Annotated in this window: 15 protein-coding genes and 1 pseudogene; 4 read left to right on the top strand and 12 right to left on the bottom strand. The window is 36.0% G+C overall.

The window, feature by feature from the left end; genetic code table 11:
- Nucleotides 1-65: 65 nt before the first annotated feature.
- The 4 genes from IGL31_RS01215 to IGL31_RS01200 form a co-directional block, all read right to left on the bottom strand.
- A complete protein-coding gene (locus tag IGL31_RS01215; RefSeq protein ID WP_143351558.1) occupies nucleotides 66-797 on the bottom strand; it encodes an RHS repeat domain-containing protein in 732 nt (243 codons plus the stop codon).
- A gap of 109 nt (nucleotides 798-906) precedes the next feature.
- Nucleotides 907-1,254 (bottom strand): DUF6176 family protein, encoded by a 348-nt coding sequence (locus IGL31_RS01210; RefSeq protein WP_010728041.1) that lies wholly within the window; start codon nucleotides 1,252-1,254, stop codon nucleotides 907-909.
- A 539-nt stretch (nucleotides 1,255-1,793) separates the two neighbouring features.
- Nucleotides 1,794-3,311, bottom strand: coding sequence for a glycoside hydrolase family 1 protein (locus IGL31_RS01205; RefSeq protein WP_086299920.1), 1,518 nt, complete (start codon nucleotides 3,309-3,311; stop codon nucleotides 1,794-1,796).
- Between the two features lie 27 nt (nucleotides 3,312-3,338).
- Nucleotides 3,339-5,210 carry a beta-glucoside-specific PTS transporter subunit IIABC gene (locus IGL31_RS01200; RefSeq protein ID WP_010777026.1) on the bottom strand — a complete coding sequence of 624 codons (1,872 nt, stop codon included), beginning with the start codon at nucleotides 5,208-5,210 and terminating at the stop codon, nucleotides 3,339-3,341.
- A 124-nt stretch (nucleotides 5,211-5,334) separates the two neighbouring features.
- Between IGL31_RS01200 and IGL31_RS01195 the strand changes: the two genes are divergently transcribed.
- Nucleotides 5,335-6,156, top strand: a complete 822-nt coding sequence (locus IGL31_RS01195) for a MurR/RpiR family transcriptional regulator (RefSeq protein ID WP_002349745.1) — start codon at nucleotides 5,335-5,337, stop codon at nucleotides 6,154-6,156.
- Nucleotides 6,157-6,532: 376 nt separating this feature from the next.
- Here the strand turns inward: IGL31_RS01195 and IGL31_RS01190 are convergent, their stop codons facing one another.
- The 4 genes and pseudogenes from IGL31_RS01190 to rlmH form a co-directional block, all read right to left on the bottom strand.
- A complete protein-coding gene (locus tag IGL31_RS01190) occupies nucleotides 6,533-7,381 on the bottom strand; it encodes an LEM-3-like GIY-YIG domain-containing protein (protein WP_086299921.1) in 849 nt (282 codons plus the stop codon).
- Between the two features lie 376 nt (nucleotides 7,382-7,757).
- Nucleotides 7,758-8,072: pseudogene (locus IGL31_RS01185) on the bottom strand (hypothetical protein); the annotation flags it as partial.
- 253 nt (nucleotides 8,073-8,325) lie between these two features.
- Nucleotides 8,326-9,966 (bottom strand): membrane protein, encoded by a 1,641-nt coding sequence (locus tag IGL31_RS01180; RefSeq protein ID WP_002351320.1) that lies wholly within the window; start codon nucleotides 9,964-9,966, stop codon nucleotides 8,326-8,328.
- A 321-nt stretch (nucleotides 9,967-10,287) separates the two neighbouring features.
- Nucleotides 10,288-10,767, bottom strand: a complete 480-nt coding sequence (gene rlmH, locus IGL31_RS01175) for a 23S rRNA (pseudouridine(1915)-N(3))-methyltransferase RlmH (RefSeq protein ID WP_002287841.1) — start codon at nucleotides 10,765-10,767, stop codon at nucleotides 10,288-10,290.
- A 427-nt stretch (nucleotides 10,768-11,194) separates the two neighbouring features.
- Between rlmH and IGL31_RS01170 the strand changes: the two genes are divergently transcribed.
- Entirely contained in the window at nucleotides 11,195-12,484 is a 1,290-nt protein-coding gene (locus IGL31_RS01170) for a S1C family serine protease (protein WP_002294152.1), read from the top strand.
- A gap of 38 nt (nucleotides 12,485-12,522) precedes the next feature.
- On the opposite strand, the gene ytpR is transcribed toward IGL31_RS01170, so the two are convergent.
- The 4 genes from ytpR to pepA all read right to left on the bottom strand — a co-directional run bounded on the left by ytpR (nucleotide 12,523) and on the right by pepA (nucleotide 15,714).
- Nucleotides 12,523-13,128: a YtpR family tRNA-binding protein gene (ytpR, locus tag IGL31_RS01165; RefSeq protein ID WP_002325235.1), complete on the bottom strand. Its 606-nt coding sequence runs from the start codon at nucleotides 13,126-13,128 to the stop codon at nucleotides 12,523-12,525.
- A gap of 557 nt (nucleotides 13,129-13,685) precedes the next feature.
- Nucleotides 13,686-14,150: a universal stress protein gene (locus IGL31_RS01160; RefSeq protein ID WP_002287838.1), complete on the bottom strand. Its 465-nt coding sequence runs from the start codon at nucleotides 14,148-14,150 to the stop codon at nucleotides 13,686-13,688.
- 21 nt (nucleotides 14,151-14,171) lie between these two features.
- The gene (locus IGL31_RS01155) at nucleotides 14,172-14,492 is read right to left on the bottom strand and encodes a thioredoxin family protein (protein WP_002287837.1); all 321 of its coding nucleotides are present in this window, start codon (nucleotides 14,490-14,492) and stop codon (nucleotides 14,172-14,174) included.
- 142 nt (nucleotides 14,493-14,634) lie between these two features.
- The gene (pepA, locus tag IGL31_RS01150) at nucleotides 14,635-15,714 is read right to left on the bottom strand and encodes a glutamyl aminopeptidase (RefSeq protein WP_002294156.1); all 1,080 of its coding nucleotides are present in this window, start codon (nucleotides 15,712-15,714) and stop codon (nucleotides 14,635-14,637) included.
- Nucleotides 15,715-15,913: 199 nt separating this feature from the next.
- On the opposite strand from pepA, the gene IGL31_RS01145 reads away from it, so the two are divergent.
- Nucleotides 15,914-16,264, top strand: a complete 351-nt coding sequence (locus tag IGL31_RS01145; RefSeq protein ID WP_002289862.1) for a PepSY domain-containing protein — start codon at nucleotides 15,914-15,916, stop codon at nucleotides 16,262-16,264.
- A 222-nt stretch (nucleotides 16,265-16,486) separates the two neighbouring features.
- On the top strand, nucleotides 16,487-17,434 hold the full coding sequence (locus IGL31_RS01140) for a glycosyltransferase family 2 protein (protein WP_002289860.1): 948 nt from the start codon (nucleotides 16,487-16,489) through the stop codon (nucleotides 17,432-17,434).
- The last annotated feature ends 34 nt before the right edge of the window (nucleotides 17,435-17,468 follow it).

Here is a 17,468-nt window from a genome sequence, read left to right as displayed (position 1 = left end):
CGATGGACACATCCCCTCATTATCAAATTGAAGCCATTCTGTAATTGTTGATTGGATTTCTCTAATCAAGCTATAAATAGAATCATGAATCTCTCCTCTTCAAATCGCATCGGCGAACCTAACTCATCTAACAAATATGAATTATTATCAGCTGAAAGTAAACCAAAATCATAAGTGTAAGAAGTGGTTACGCCATCTTCATTTCTTTGAAGTAAATTATGATAATCTCTTGTGAGGTCTAATACATCGTCAATTTGCTTTGTCGGATTGAGATCTAAATCACCGATCTGGTTACCAACCCGCTTGTTTAAGCCATTATACTTATACACATTTGAAAGTTTTGATTCATAATTAATGGCTTTTTCAAGACGGTTCATTGGGTTAAACTCATACGAATTTATCACATTCCCATTCTTCATGATCTGTGTCAAATTACCTCTTTGATCATATGAATATGACTTCCCATCTGTGCTTGAAATAAGCTGATTTATACTGTTGTAAATATAATGTGTTTCAACTCCATTTTCAACCATTGACAGTCTGTTTCCAAAGTTATCGTAACTGTAATTGCGAAGTGGGGTGCCGTCTTTCATAACTTCCGTCAATCGATTTAATTGATCATATGCATACGTATATGCCCCATGATCTACGTCTAAAGCAGTACGCATTTTTTCAATGCTTGTTTTATTGCCTAGTACATCATAACCATACATATACTTATCCAAAATTTGAGCTTGCTTAAAATGGGCTAACTCACTAAGCTGTCCTAATTCGTTAAATTGATATTGTGTCTTCACCCCATTGGCAAATGACTTTTCAACAAGTCTACTGAAACTGTCGTTAGGATAAACGACTTGATTCTTATTTGACAGAGAGACCCTTGAATGAGTGTCCCATAAAGCGAAGCTACTTCATCTGATCTCTAATTTTGTCAGGAATCATAATAACTTCCGGCTTTAAATCTATAGGGGCCACTTGCTCATCAATACATTCATCCCAGTACTCTAAATGTTTCTTGTCAATCCAATGCGCTGATTCTTCTACCGCTTGACCATCCTCTTCCTGAATCGAATACCAATATAAATATTCTTCTCCGTCCACTGTTTCTCTAAAGATCGTCTCTACATACATTTTCTCCTTTTCTAATGTAAGCAGTGTTTCTTCCATATGAACATTCAAGAATGACAACCATTCATCCACAGTTTTTGTCTTTCCTTTTTTCACTTTAAAGCGGGTTAATTCTGTTTGGATCATAGCAGTGCCTCCTTCATTTTTTATAAACAAATCGAATAACTATTTCATTGAACTATCTACATCATAACAGAGATTCATTTATAGAAAAAACCCCTTAATAAATTAGCACACTAAAAGCTTCATATGGGAGTAAACTGTTAGTAATTTTCTATTTGTAATTTTGGATCAAGACTTGTTTGATCCGATACTTACCGAGTGGAAAAGTAGTCTTTTGATCAGAAAAGTTAACTACAACTAGTATTTTTGGTTTTTAAAACTGCGCAGACATGCTAAAACATTCGGTTCTTCTGTCTCAATGGCTTGATATTTCCTTAAACATTTCATTTAATTGAAACTTACTTAATGTTTACTCGGTTTCGTAATTAAACCCCTGCTAGTTGTCTTCAATCATCTTTATTATTGACCATCATCAATCGTTGTTACAAAATATTTTTCGTACTAGACACGTTTAGCGTATAAAAATAGTTATCTTGAAAATAAAAATAGCCCAACCATCTAGTTAGATTGGGCCTTGTGTCGTTTATAGTTGTCTTCCAGAACTAGTTCGTTCTCCATTCTTGCTTTTTTATTTCTGGTGCTTCAATTTCTCCTTCGTATAATGAAGCCCCATGGGTCTCAATAACATGTTTGTACCAGTAAAAGCTATCCTTTTTAAACCGATCATAGGTTCCGTTCCCTTCATCATCTGCGTCTACATAGATAAATCCGTAACGTTTTGACATTTGAGAAGTCGACGCACTCACTAAGTCAATACATCCCCAAGTAGTATAACCCATTACTTCAACGCCTTCTTTGATTGCTTCATTGACCGCTTTAAAATGGTCTTCAAAATACTTCACACGATAATCATCATGAATTTTCCCTTCCATAAACTCATCAAAAGCACCAATTCCGCTTTCAACAATAAACAGAGGCATCCTGTAGCGATCATACATGTCGATTAATGCAATTTTCAAACCTGTTGGATCTACTTGCCAACCCCAATCACTTGTATCAAGATAAGGGTTCTTCACACTGGTGACTAGATTACCACCCACTTTTTCCCGACTTTCTTCATCTTCTGTTTTAATCATAGACATATAATAGCTAAAAGAGACAAAATCAACTGTGTGTTGATGAATGATTTCCTCATCTCCTTCTAACATTTCAATAGTAAAATTATTCTCTTTCCAATAGTTTTTAACAAAAGTCGGATACTTTCCAAAAACTTGTACATCAGAAAAAAAATAGTTTTCCCGATTATGTTGTTGTGCTAGCATCACATCCACTGGATTTGATGTTAAGGGATAGGCTAATGCTCTTGTTATCATGCACCCTACCTTTGCATCAGGAATAATTTGATGAGCATATTTAGTCGCTAAGGAGCTAGCTACAAATTGGTGATGTAGTGCCTGATAAATGGCCTCTTCTGCCTCTTTTTTTGTTGCATACTTTTCTTCTACCACTCCCATCGTAGTGAATGGGTGTCTAAAGACGCTATCGATTTCATTGAAAGTTAGCCAATAGGTCACATAGTGTCCGAAATTTTCAAAACAAGTTTTACTAAATCGAACAAACATGTCAATCACTTCTCTGGAAACCCAGCCGTCATATTCATTTACTAAGTATAATGGCATTTCATAGTGAGATAATGTGACTAGAGGTTCAATCCCATTTTTCTTCATCTCTTTGAATAAACTCACGTAAAAATCGATTCCAGTTTGATTTGGTTTACTTTCAATGCCATTGGGATATAATCTTGTCCATGCGATAGACACCCTTAAGCATTTCAGTCCCATTTCTTTAAATAATGCCAAGTCTTCTTTGTAACGATGATAAAAATCTATTCCACGTCTTTTCGGAAATAACTTGTCGTTTTTTGACTTCATGGCTTCTTCGATTTGTTTAGGAGACACGTGCCATTGACTGACATAATCTGTAATATCTACATCGGGTTTGTACATCGCGACATCTGCCACCGACATACCCTTTCCATCAACATTCCAAGCCCCTTCTACTTGATTTGCTGCAATTGCACCGCCCCAAAGAAAGTTCTTAGGAAAATAGCTTTTATTCATTCGATTACCTCTTTCAGATTATTATTTTTATGCTAAAATTTCTGCTTGACCCGTTTTTTTACCAGTGAAAGTTTGGATGATTTTCCCATTGGAGTCGAACATATCTACCTCGTTTAGATCATTCAAATTGGTTAATACTATTACCGTGGTTGGATCATAACCTTCAGACTGGATGCCTTCAATATCAAAGCTTCCGATCTTTTGTCCCTTTTGGATATCGTCTCCTGCTTCGATAACTATGTCAAAATATTTCCCATTCAATTCAACGGTGTTGATTCCAATATGAATCAGTACTTCTACCCCAGATTTTGACTTCAAGCCAATCGCATGTTTTGTAGGAAAAACCGCTTCGACCTTTCCACTGAATGGTGCTTTAATTACTCCATCGGTTGGGATTACAGCGAATCCGTCACCCATTGTTTTTTCTGAAAAAACTGGATCGTTGACTTTTTCTAACGCGATTACTTCCCCATTTAAGGGTACACTTATTTCATTTACCTGTTCTTCTATTTCTTCATTACTCGATGAAGATTCTTCTCCCAATCCAAAAGCGAAAGTTAAAATTGCTGAAAGGAAGAAAGCAAGAGCAATTCCGATGAGATAATAGACAAAAGTATCACCTAAAAAGGCTGGTAACGTTGTTAACGCTGGAAAAACATAGACAATCGCTTTTGTCTGCATTGCTCCCATGAAAGCTCCAGCAATCCCACCTGCGATTGTTTGGGCAATCAATGGTTTTTTATATTTTACCGACAAGCCATAGACGATTGGTTCTGTTATCCCACCAAGTAAAGCAGGTACAATCGCAGATAGGGAGAGCACTTTAACGTTTTTATCTTTACTTCTTAAAAATACACCTAACGCAACACCTGCACTTGCAAAAGTTGCAGCCGCAACCATCGGTCGAATAACGTCATAGCCATAGACGGCAAGATTATTGATCATGATTGGCACAACGCCCCAATGAATACCAATCATTACCAAGAAAGTCCATCCTGCACCAATGATTAAACCAGCCAATAACCCACTACGGTCACTGATAAAGTTCATAGCGCTTCCAATTCCATCCCCTAACGAAACGCCAATTGGTCCAACAACCAACACTGTTAGAGGAACCATAATAAGAAGAGCAACCATTGGCAACAAGAAAATTTCTAGACTCTTTGGAATCACTCGCTTTAGCTGGGTTTCTAACTTTGAATAGAGGTAAATGGAAATAATCGCTGGAATGACTGTTCCAGAATAGCCCATTAATATTGCTGGAATACCTAAGAAGTCAACCGTTACCCCATTTTCTGTGACTAATGCAGTGAAATTAGGCTCCAAAAGTGCTGCTACAATTGCTAATGAAATAAATTGATTTGCTCTAAACACTCTGGCTGCACTAAAGGCCAGAAATAATGGTAAGAAGAAGAAAACACTGTTGCCTGCTGCTGAAAGAATCTTATAGGTACTTCCATCTGCTGACATAAAATTATATGTTGTTAAAACTACTAGTAAGGCCTTAATCATTCCTGCACCAGCTAAAGGCATAATAATCGGATTAAAAATTGAAGACAACGTATTAAAGAAGCGGATAAAGATATTTCCTGATTTATTATCCTCTAACACTTCCGATTCGTCTGATCCCAGGGCACTTTTAATGTCATAGTTAGCCATGATCGTTTTATAGACATCTTCCACTTCGTTTCCAATAACTACTTGGTATTGATTATTTGCTTCGACTACGGACAATACGCCGGGAATCTTCTTTATTTCATCGGTATTTTTTTGTGCAATGTTTTCATCTTTTAACTTAAATCTCAATCTAGTGATACAGTGATAAAGACTAATAATATTTTCTGTTCCACCAACATGATCAATAATTCTTTTGGAAAGAGCATCATAATTTTTATCCATTTTCACAACTCCTATCAATTTTTTTTATGTTTGCTATAATACATGTGTAATATACAATTTTTTCAACATATTAAATGAAAATTTCGTTTTTTGGAAACTCTCTCAAAGATAGGAGTTCGTATTTATGGGACCTTTAATTATTAGACTACTAACCATTCTTAACAATGAAATAACGTCTTCTACCTACTATCATATCGCTCAAACACTTTTGAATAACTATAGTATTATTGACAAATCAAGTATCTCTGATGTAGCTACCATATGTAATGTCTCTAAATCAACGATTTCAAAATTTGCTCGTTCGATCGGGTTTGAAGATTATTACGAATTAAAAAAATCCTCCACCTTTGCTGAAAATAAATACCATTTCGACTTAAACTACATTTCAAATATTATTAATCCAATTGAAAAAAATGGTTATGATGACTACTTAGATGCAATTATTAAAGATATTAGTGCTTTCAAACAGCAAAGCAGCATGAGAAGTATTAATGAGCTGGCAAAATGTCTGACTATTTATGATAAAGTAGGTGCTTTTGGACTGTTATTCTCCGAATCAGCAGCCATTGATTTTCAATACAAATTGGCTTATGCGGGAAAGTTTATTATTACTTATCAAAGCGATCTCAAACAAATCGAATTCATTGAACAAGCCGATGAAGAGACCTTATTGGTTATTTTTTCTAATTCAGGCGGATTTTTGCAAAGGCAACAACTCAGGGATGATGTGCCATACAGAAATGTATTTGAAAATACGAAAGCCAAGATTTTTGTTATCACAGCAAATGAAGAGGTTCGTAACTATCGTTTCGTACATGATATTATTCTCTTTCCTCACGAGACCATTTTTCAAACCCATTCTTTTATCTATCAAATCATTATGGACATCATCGTTAGTAAATATCGACATTATCTTAAACATCCGTCAATATCTACCGAACAATAATAAAAAAGACTGTTGCTATGGCAAAGCCTCCAGAACTGATAACTTTATGATGGCTTTTCCATCATAAAGTTATCAGTTCTGGAGGTATAATTCTTATATTAAGAAGGAAAGGATAAAATCATCAACAGAAATCATTGACTTATTATTTTACTAGAACCTTCGAATTAAGGTTAATAAAGATATGTTGAAAGAACTATAGACAGCAAATATCCCTAGCAATGCTTTTTCCAAATCATTTCTTCTTTCTGTTTGTAAATTTCATTAATATCTATTACCTATAAGATTTTTTTCTTAAAATATCAATTATAAGTAAGCTTTATTATTAAAGTTTTTCCTTAATACTATTTTAATTTTAAGTTATAGTTGAAACACCGTTCTAATTATTAATATAAGCAATTGCACTCCCACTACCAAATTTGATATCTGGCAAAGATCGTTTATATAAATTAAGTTCTCGCAAAGTATCATCTCTTTTAGATAATGCCTGAAACGCATAGCGTGTTCGGCCATTTTCAAACTTCTTCGATTCCGAATATTGAGAAGAAACTTTATACGCAGCAACAACCGCGTTGTCTGCTCCTGTATTAACAGCTATGACATAGCGAATTAGATGTATTTTATCACGACCAATTACCCAGTTACCTAGCGTACGAGATTTTAAATTATTATCATCACGAAAACTGTCGTCAATCGGATATTCTTTTGACTCATCTTTACAAAGATTAAAAGCATCTCTCACTTTTACTGCTAAAATCAACTCATTCGTCGCTATTTCATTTATAGGCACTGGTTGGAAGCCGTATCGTTCTTCTATCTCTTCAACTAACATTGCCTTAGAACCATGTCCTTTTACTAAATTTGTCAATGAAAGTCCTTGTATCAGTTGAGCATAATTGATCAACGCATTCTCACTGGCATAAGCCTCGCTCTCAGTTAAACCATAGCTAAGTATGTAACTTAGTATTTGTAGATTCATTCTGTTTATTTCTTGGATGGTTTTTATTTTCAATGTACTAGATGTTTCATTTTCTTCAAGTAAATCTGATTTTCTTAGCGTACTCAGTGCCGCTTGACGATGGGCAAAAATACGATTTCCTTTTCCTTTCCCAATATAAAAAGTCTGATTGTTTCTAGGATCAACCAAACAATAGACATAGTAAGGATGTTTCTCGTCTTTTTGCAACTCGGCTAGAGTAGACGCAGAAAAATGGTTAAGTTCGCTCATTTGTTACTCCCCTTTTTTACTGTTTTTTTCCCTGTCTCTAAAAAATATCATCATTTATGATACGGAGCTGCGTATCATGAGTGATGATATTTATAACTCACTAAATATTGAAGTATATTCTGTTTTCCCAACTTATTTAGCCAAATTGTTTACTGAAGATTTTTTGAGTAAAATTTCTATAATTCCTACTTATTGAAAAGTAGTTTGTAGTGCTGCTTCTCCCTCTCTAAGTGATATATCTTGTTGTACCAATCAAATTCACCTCATCATTAATAAATTACTTTTAGGCTAATTTATTACAACTTATAGGTTGAAGCTGTAACCAATTTATAGTCATATTATATTTTTATCATCCAGTTTATTGAATTCTTCTCGTTTACCTCAATTCATTTTCAAGTGGAATCAGCTCATCATCTAACATTTTGCGCCATGCTTGCTTCATTTCTTGTGGGTATTTAAATGGCTTCGCTTCTGGATGTTTAGCTTTATATCCTTCGTAATCCTTACTGTTGATAATTGCTTTCATATTAGGAATTGGATCTTCACCTGGCATATATTGCAGATTAGAAGCATGTAATTTTTTCTCAGAAACAAACCACTCATTGGAAAAGACATGAATCAAATCATCACTTACTTGTGTAAAATAGCGACGTTTAATGACAAAGATATCTTCATTGCTATCTAGTGTACCTTCATTTCTTTGTGCTTAGATTCAAAGATAATTTTCTCAATAAAGATTTTTGATTCCAGTAAGATTCCTTTACTCCTTTTACAACATAGCGTTGTCCTTTGTTTTGAAACATCTTCTTCCCCTCTTTGCCATTAAAAATAGCCCAATTCTCTATAAAGAAGATTAAGCTTCATTATTATAATATAAAGTTTAAATTTGGTTTATTACTTACTTTTTCTTATTCTCTAGTAAGCTAATATTGAAAAAAATGTAATCAGATCATTATTTTTATATGTTGTAACTTCCTGATAAGAAAACTAATTAAAAGAAAGAGGTAACTACATAAACTAATTAAAAAAGCTAACTTCATAGTTGGAGGATAAATGGAAGAAACTTCAATGATTGTTTCTCCTTGTGTTCCTTCAATCGACACTAGTCCTTCACTATTATCAATCTCTCTTTTTTGTCCATTTACTTTTGCGACTGTCCCCCAATAATCAAATACAGGAAGCGTTATTTTTTGTCCTTTAGATTCATGTACTGTATAGACTATTTTCGAATCCATCACTTGATAAGGCATAGTATGCCATTCCTTGCCAATTCTTACTTCATGATTCTGCAAATGTTCTTTGTATTGTAATGCTTCCGTGGGTGCATAGTCATAAAGTCCTCCGGGAAGGAGTGTCGTGTAACGAATAAGATTTTCTTGATTCATTACCAAGTGATCTCTCTGAGTGACAACTTTATGTTCATAGTTTGCTTTTGTTGCAGCAGATACAGCCAACAGTAATAAAACAATTGTCGTTATATTAACTACTTTTCTTTGCTTAGCTGATGTGCTCTTCATGAAAACGAACGATAAAATCAACGAGCCAAAGAGTACTTGAAATCCTAAGATTCGCCAAGGAAATTGAATCATTTGAATGGGTGTATTTTGTAATAAAGACCATGGAAAAAATTTGGTGGATAAGAGCCAAGAGACTACCGCACTAAGGTAAATCACTTTTTCTTTGCGATTAAATCCTTTAAAAAAGAAGAGTGGACAGATCAAAGAAATAATACCAATGATTCCTACCGTAAAGGTTGTCAGGTCATTATTCATCGCACCAATCAAACTATCCGAGACATTTAATGCTTGGTGTTGTAAGGTCGTTTTATCTGGCTCATTAATCGATTGAACCATGATTTGTCGGAACATCGGATACCAAAAGTATGCTGTTAAAAGAATCGTCATTCCTACTGCCTTTGACAACTCCACAATCAACCGGATGCTTTCTTTTTTTCTTGTTTCACTTACTACAAAGCCACCTAAGACTAGTAAGCCAACGGCTATTACACTCATAAAAGTGGAAAGAACATGTGTATAAATGAGTAAGCTCATACTGACTGCTAATGGAATTGCACATGGCTTTTTCTCATAAATCAGTGCGTAAGCATAATACATAACTATCGGTATAACCGTAAGTGCAATCGCTTCAGCAATAGCAGAACGATGATAAATATCAATCGTGCGGTACCCATAAAATGTATATAAACAGCTAAATATAAAAGCCGCATCGATTCTTTTTAAAAATTTTAGTCCATAATGAAACATCAGCATGATAGTACAAACATTCAATAGCCAAACATATAAGATATAACTAACGATTAAATTATTACTTATCCAATAAAAAATGACTGCCGGAAAAAAGGTCAAGTAGGGATAAAAATAATTCACTCCGCTCCCATAATGATTAAACGTCGTAAAATTGATTGGACCAGAAAAAATTGAAGATAACCCTTTGACTCTAGCAAAATGGAAGGCAATATCCCCCGATGTAGAAATAGTATGAACATTTCTAAAATAATTGATTGAATAAAGTCCAGCAATAATTGCTAGGAGAATGGACAATATTATTTTTTTCTTTACTTGCATTACTTAATTATATACTCCTTTCATGGATTGCTTTATCTAGTATAACTTAAATTTTAAATAAATCGTTATTTATTTTTACTCTCACTTAAAAAAGCACTAAAATTATAAGAGAGGGAGGTAATGGTCTGAACACCAAGAATTGTTCCAACATCGAATTGCTTAACTAATGAGTTCAAAGCTTAATTATGTGGCTCTTATATTTACCGAGCGTGGATTGCGATCTCTTTAGCGAAACAAACATCTTTCATAAAAAAACAGCCATATCCGCTTTCTTGGATATGACTATTTACTACTACTTTACTATCTTTCATTCTTCTTGTCTCACTTATGATAAGGCGCCCCCGCATTGATCCGGAAGGCACGGTAGATTTGCTCGACAAGGATCAGACGCATCAATTGATGTGGATACGTCATTTTTCCAAAAGAGATCTGAGCATTGCTTCTTTTCATGACGGCTTCGCTGAGTCCTAAAGAGCCGCCGATAACAAAAACAAGGTGGCTTTTTCCTTGGATACCTAATTGGTCGATTTGTTTAGCAAAAGATTCACTTGTAGGATTTTTCCCTTCAATTGCTAAGGCATAGACGTATTCTTGTTCTTTGATTTTCGCTAAGATCCGTTCCCCTTCTTTTTCTTTTACTTGTCTCATTTGCGCTTCGCTTAAATTCTCCGGGGCTTTTTCGTCAGGAACTTCGATCAATTCGATTTTTGCATAGGCATTCAGCCGTTTGACATACTCATTGATACCTTGGATCAGGTATTTTTCTTTTAATTTTCCTACTGAGATAATTTTGATATTCATGTTTTCTCTCCTTTGGTCTTCATGCTCACTTTGTTTATTATAATCAATTTTTTCGTCTATATGTTTATTTTGGCTATTTTTGTTAAAAAGATTTCCCCAACAGTTATGCACAACATCCACAGGTTTATCCACAGAAAACAGTGTTATTTTACCTTGTTTCATCACATTCATTAGGCAAACATACGTTTTATAAGAATTTATCCACTTTATACACAGGCTGTGGATATGTTTTATCCCTTATTTTTCCAATCCTATCCGCGTAGTTTTACACAGTATCTGTGGAAAAAGAAAATCAAATATTTTCATCTGAAAACAATGATTTTTCCTAAAGTTTTTCATAAAAAGTTCACAGTCTCAAAGTAGACTAAAGTCAACAAATAAGACTATACTAACAGTAGATAAATGAATGTAATTGGAGGAGGAACACATGGATAGAAAAAATGTGACACCAAAGATGAAAAAAAGTAAAAATAATAGCCTCTGGCGTAAGTTAGGTCTGGGGCTTGTTGGAGGGATCGTTGGAGGACTACTGACAGCTGGCATTTTTTATGCAGCGATGGGCACTGGCAACAATAGTTCTACTGCTACAAGCGGCAATCAGAATTCTGCCGGTGAAACAGTTGTGGAAAATGTCAAAGTCAATGTAGATTCTGATATCACCAAAGCGGTAGATAAAGTTCAAGACGCTGTCGTTTCTGTTATCAACTTACAAAGTCAAAACCAATCAAGCGGTTTTGGCGGACTATTCGGGCAGCAAGAAGAAAGTAGCAGCTCAGATGATAGTAATTTGGAAGCTTATAGTGAAGGAAGCGGCGTGATCTACAAAAAAGACGGGAATACTGCTTATGTAGTCACGAATAATCACGTAGTAGATGGCCAGCAAGGTCTTGAAGTCTTGATGAAAGACGGTACGAAGGTAAAAGCTGAATTAGTTGGAACAGATGCTTATTCAGATTTAGCGGTGTTGAAGATCAATTCAGACAAAGTCGAAACAGTTGCCTCTTTTGGTGACTCAAGTGCTCTGAAGGTTGGTGAGCCTGCGATTGCGATTGGTTCCCCACTAGGATCTGAATATGCAAATTCTGTCACTTCAGGAATCATTTCTTCCTTGAACCGACAAGTAACAAGTACAAATGAATCGAACGAAACAGTCAATATCAATGCGATCCAAACAGATGCAGCAATCAACCCTGGAAATTCTGGTGGTCCTTTAGTGAATATCGAAGGACAAGTTATCGGTATCAACTCAAGTAAGATCGCAAGTACTTCTGAATCTACTTCTAATGTAAGCGTAGAAGGAATGGGATTTGCTATTCCAAGTAACGATGTAGTGAATATCATCAATCAACTGGAAAAAGACGGAAAAGTGACACGTCCAGCTCTAGGTATCACAATGGTCGACTTATCTGCCGTTTCTACTCAGCAACAAGAACAAATCTTGAAGATTCCTTCATCTGTAACTAACGGTGTCATCGTGACAAATGTCCAAACAGCTACACCGGCTGAAAAAGCTGGATTGAAACAATACGACGTCATTACTAAGATCGATGACAAAGAAGTTTCTTCTGGTGTAGAACTTCAATCTGCTTTGTATAAGAAAAAAGTGGGAGATTCTGTCAAAATCACTTACTATGAAGGCTCGAAAGAAAAAACAACTACTGTTGAATTGACGATCGATCAATCGGCATTAAAACAAAATCAAAATAGTGAAAATTAATAAAAAAGAGGTTGTGACAAAGACTTGTCACAACCTCTTTATTTTGGAAATGCTTCTCCGACTACGGCATCCTCAGGCAATACTAAGATTCCTTTTTTTGCTGGAGCATTTGGCAAATGCAATTCACGAGCGGAACAGATCATTCCATAGCTATCTACCCCTCGCAAAGTTCCTGGCCAGATCATCATTCCATCTGGCATCATAGCTCCTGGTTTTGCAACGACAACTTTTTGTCCAGCTTCGATATTGGGTGCACCGCAAACGATTTGCAATACTGCACCATTGTCTACTTCTGTCTCAGTAATCGATAAATGGTCAGAATCAGGATGTGGGACGCATGTTTTTACGTACCCGACAACGATCTTCGGTTCATGATCAGCTTCAAGCTGTTCTTCGAATCCTGCTTCTTTGATCAATCGATTCAATTTCGCTAATTCTTCATCTGTTAAGCTTACTTGGCCGTTCCCTTCGATTGTTAGATGATCGGAGATATGGAAAAAGTTCCAAGCAACAACTTGACCTTGTTCATCTTTGATCCGAGCAACATTCCATTTGCGTTCAACGGTGTTTTCTGTTCCTTTATCGTCGGCTATGATAACCATCAAGGTGTCTCCGACGTGTGCTTTGTTATAAGCAAAAATCATGTTCTTTCCTCCATTATCCTTTGCTGAGATTTATCTTAACAAAAAATTGCATTCACTGCATGAGATTTTTTTCATGCTTTATTTCCTAGTTTTCACAAAATAGAAGAGGTTGTGACAGAAGTGGTCAGCTTTAAGAAATAAGAAGGAATTTACGAAAATTGCTTCTCGAATTTTTGTGAAATTTCGGCTTATTTTTCGAAGAAGCTACTTCTGGAACACCGTGTATCAGAGGTTGTGAAAAAGCTGCCCTGCATCAAGTAATAAGAACAGTCAAATAAAAATAGCTCCTCCTATTTTGCCGTTTTTTGAGCTAATACCGAAGGTCAGCTGATTGAACACCGTTTACCAAGAGGTCGTGAGCCTGCCGTTTAACTCCGAGTCACAAGGAGCAATTTCAAAAAACAGCTTCTCATGTTTGTTGACTATTGTGACTTGTGACCGAGGAGTTGGTAGGAGAACACCATTTATTCGTAACAAGGGACTGTGACAAGACTTTTGTCACAGTCCCTTTACTGTTTTAGTTAATTGATTAAAAAGGTCGTACAAGTTCCACTTGCTTAATTACTTGGCTGTTCTTCTTCGTCAGAAACGATCAAGACATCACAAGGTGAATGACGTATCACGTAGCTGGCTACACTTCCTGTCATAAAGCGTTCGACTGCATTTAGACCTGACTGCCCAACCATGATTAGATCGATCTCATATTTTTTTGGCAATTTGACTGCCATGGATTCACGAACAGAACCATATGCAATAATTCCTTCTATATTTGTGTAATCAACAGATTTCCCATATTCTTTACATTCTTCGATCATTTCCTTGGCTGTTTCAGTTTGCTGATCGACTAGATTTTGATCAATAGGTGCATAGCCCATAAAGTTATAAAATTGCTGATCGATTACGTTTGCTACATATACTTTCCCATTATTACGGCGAGCCACTTCTACCGCTTTTTTGAAAGCAGCAAGTGCTTGTTCACTACCGTCGATACCTACTAAAATATTCTTATATTCTTGATTCATCTTGACCCCTCCTAACAGATGTCAGCCTTTTGTTACACTTTCTAGGAACGATTCGATTTCCTGTTTTGTTTTACGATCTTTATTCACTAGACGACCTAATTCTTTTCCGTCTTGGATCACGACAAAACTTGGGATACCAAAAATGTTCCATTCAGCGGCTACATCTATGTACTTGTCACGGTCTACTTCAATAAATTGCCAATCAGAAAAGTCATTTTCAATTTCAGGCATTTGCGGTTTGATAAAACGGCAGTCTCCGCACCAGCCGGCAGTAAAGAAAAATACACTCTTTCCAGTTTCTACGTAGCCTGCTAATTCTTCTAAACTATTTGGGATAATCATTCTTTGTCCTCTACTTTCTGTTTATGTATTTTTCAATTAAATTATACACCTTTCTTTCGAACTAACAAACATTGATCCTCTTTTTATAAAAAAATTCTGGCAAAAGCAATCTTTTGCCAGATTTTATAGTTTCACTATCGCATTATTTTCCGTATACGATCGTATTCACTGTTGATTTATCCAAACCTTTCAGTGTTTGAATCAACATTTCTCGTGCAGCTTCAAAATCGCGAATACTGAACATCGTTTGATGCGTATGGATATAACGTCCCACTACGCCAATCACTGTACTTGGGATTCCTTCGTTTTGTGTATGAGCAGCACCTGCATCTGTACCGCCTTTTGAAACAAAGTATTGATAAGGGATATTGTTTGTTTCAGCGATATCCAGCAAGTACTCGCGCAAACGAGGAAGCATGATCAAACCTGGATCTTGGATACGCATCAATGTACCTTCTCCTAAATGTCCGAATGTGCCATTTTTCGTCACTGTATCATCTGCTGCAGAGCAGTCTACTGCAAAGAACAGATCTGGCTTGAATTTATTGACAGAAGCTTTAGAACCACGCAAGCCTACTTCTTCCTGGACATTCGCGCCTGCAATCAATGTATGACCTAATGTTTCATTTTGCAACGCTTCTAAAGCTTCTAATACCATTGTACAGCCATAGCGGTTGTCCCATGATTTGCTGATGATATTCTTTCCGTTGGCTGTTTTGATCGTTTCAGCGTAAGGAACGATTGTGTCTCCTGGAAGGACACCGTAACTCATTGCCTCTTCTCTTGATTCAAACCCAGCATCGAACAAAATATCGGTTACTTCTACTGATTTTTGTCCGCTTGTTCCTCGCAATAAATGCGGGGGAACGGAAGAAGAAATACATGGATAATTCTTACCAGTAGAGGTTTTAAGTGTAAAACGCTGTGCAGAAACAACGTAAGGATTCCAGCCGCCTAGAGGTACGACTTTAAAAAGCCCGTTTTCTTGGATTTGTGTCAGCATGAATCCGACTTCATCCATATGTGCTGCGACCATTACACGGGGTGCATCCGCTTCTTCATGATGGCGCAGACCAAAAATGCCACCCAAACCATCTAACTGTAACTCATCTACCAGCGGTTCCATATGACTTTCCATATAAGCGCGAACATCTTGTTCAAAACCGCTTGTTCCTTGTAATTCTGTTAACTCTTTGATTCGTTGAAATGTTTTTTCTTCCATATGCTATTCGTCTAAATTTCAGACTAAACTCCTCTCAGACTTATATTGATCTGCGGATAAAATATGATTTTTTCTGCAGACCGATCGTATTTATTATAGCTTATTTTTTCTGGTAGCGGTTATTTATTTCAAAGAAAATATGAGAGTGTGGTAAAATAAGCACAAGGAGTAACAAGTGAGAAGAAGGAGGTATGTCCACATGTATGAAGAAAGCGAACTAAGCTATTTTAAAGGCGGGTTAGCAGTTGGAATCGGTCTAGGATTATTGAGCGGGGTAGCTTCAACGATTTGGTATCATCGCAAAAAAGTATTGTCAGCAGACCAAGTACTTGAAAATATCAAGTCATCTTTTCTAAAAGAAGGTGCAATCGAAGGTTCTTGGATCTCTTTTGAAAAGGAACCTATTAGGAAATTCGCCGTTCGGTCGAGTGCTTATCGGGGAGGTCTTTCTCGGATAGAAGATGGCGAAACTGTTTATTATGAATTTTTAGCAGATGCTCATACAGGAACCGTATTAGAAATTTCAAGAAAAAAAGGTGCAACAGATTAATACGTCAAAAAAGTGAGAGAACGAATACGCACCCACTATTCAAAAGAGAGGTATCATGTCCTTCTTTTGTAGTGGGTGGTTTTTTAGATAGAGCTTTCCAAACATATATTCCAGTATTTTCTTTTTAAATAAATGATATTTAGCGGGAAAAACTAGCATTTCCTTTGATTATGAGGTATTTTTAATTTAGCTTTTGTTTTCTATAGTTAAGGAGAGTGAAAAATGGAACAACAAGAAAAAATTGCTGTTCTGATTCCTTGTTACAATGAGGAAGCAACAATTTCAACAGTCATTGCAGACTTTAAACGAGAATTACCAGAAGCAGATATTTATGTCTATGATAATAATTCGACCGATCGAACATACGAATTGGCCGTTCAAGGTGGAGCAATCGTAAAAAAAGAACCTCGTCAAGGAAAAGGAAATGTGATCCGCCAAATGTTCTTTGATATCGATGCCGACTATTATTTAATGGTAGATGGCGATGATACTTATCCTGCAGAAGCTGTACATGGTTTGCTCGAGAAATTACGTTCTGGTGAAGCAGATATGGTCATTGGTGATCGCCTATCAAATGGAACCTACTTTGATGAGAATAAGAGACCTTTCCACGATTTTGGAAATAACCTTGTTAGAAATACAATTACTAGAATGTATAAAACAAAAATTCTTGATGTCATGACCGGCTATCGAGGATTCAATCGTATCTTTGTCAAAAGTTTTCCTATTATGAGTTCTGGTTTTCAAATCGAAACGGAATTGACGATCCATGCTTTAGATAAAAAATTCAAGTTCGTTGAGATCCCAATCGATTATCGTGATCGTCCTGAAGGCAGCGAATCAAAATTGAATACATTCTCTGACGGATTCAAAGTGATCATGATGATTATTAAAATGTTTAAAGATTATAAGCCTTTGCTTTTCTTTGGGATTTGGACCATCTTCTTCTTTTTATTTGGATTGGTCACGGGGATTCCTGTGATTCGCGAATATATGCTGACAAGCTTTATTACACGCATCCCTTCTGCGATTTTAAGTACTGGATTGATGACTTTAGCACTTCTTTCATTAGTAACAGGGTTGATTTTGGATACAGTCGTCACGAACGCTAAGAAAGAATATGAATTGAATCTATATCATGTTTATCATGAATACCACAGTAGAAAGTAAAAAAAGGATCAAGACTGCAAAAATAATTTGCAAT

Source organism: Enterococcus sp. MSG3290 (assembly GCF_050555565.1).
Lineage (GTDB): Bacteria > Bacillota > Bacilli > Lactobacillales > Enterococcaceae > Enterococcus_B > Enterococcus_B faecium.
This window is presented reverse-complemented; position numbering and strand designations above follow the sequence as displayed.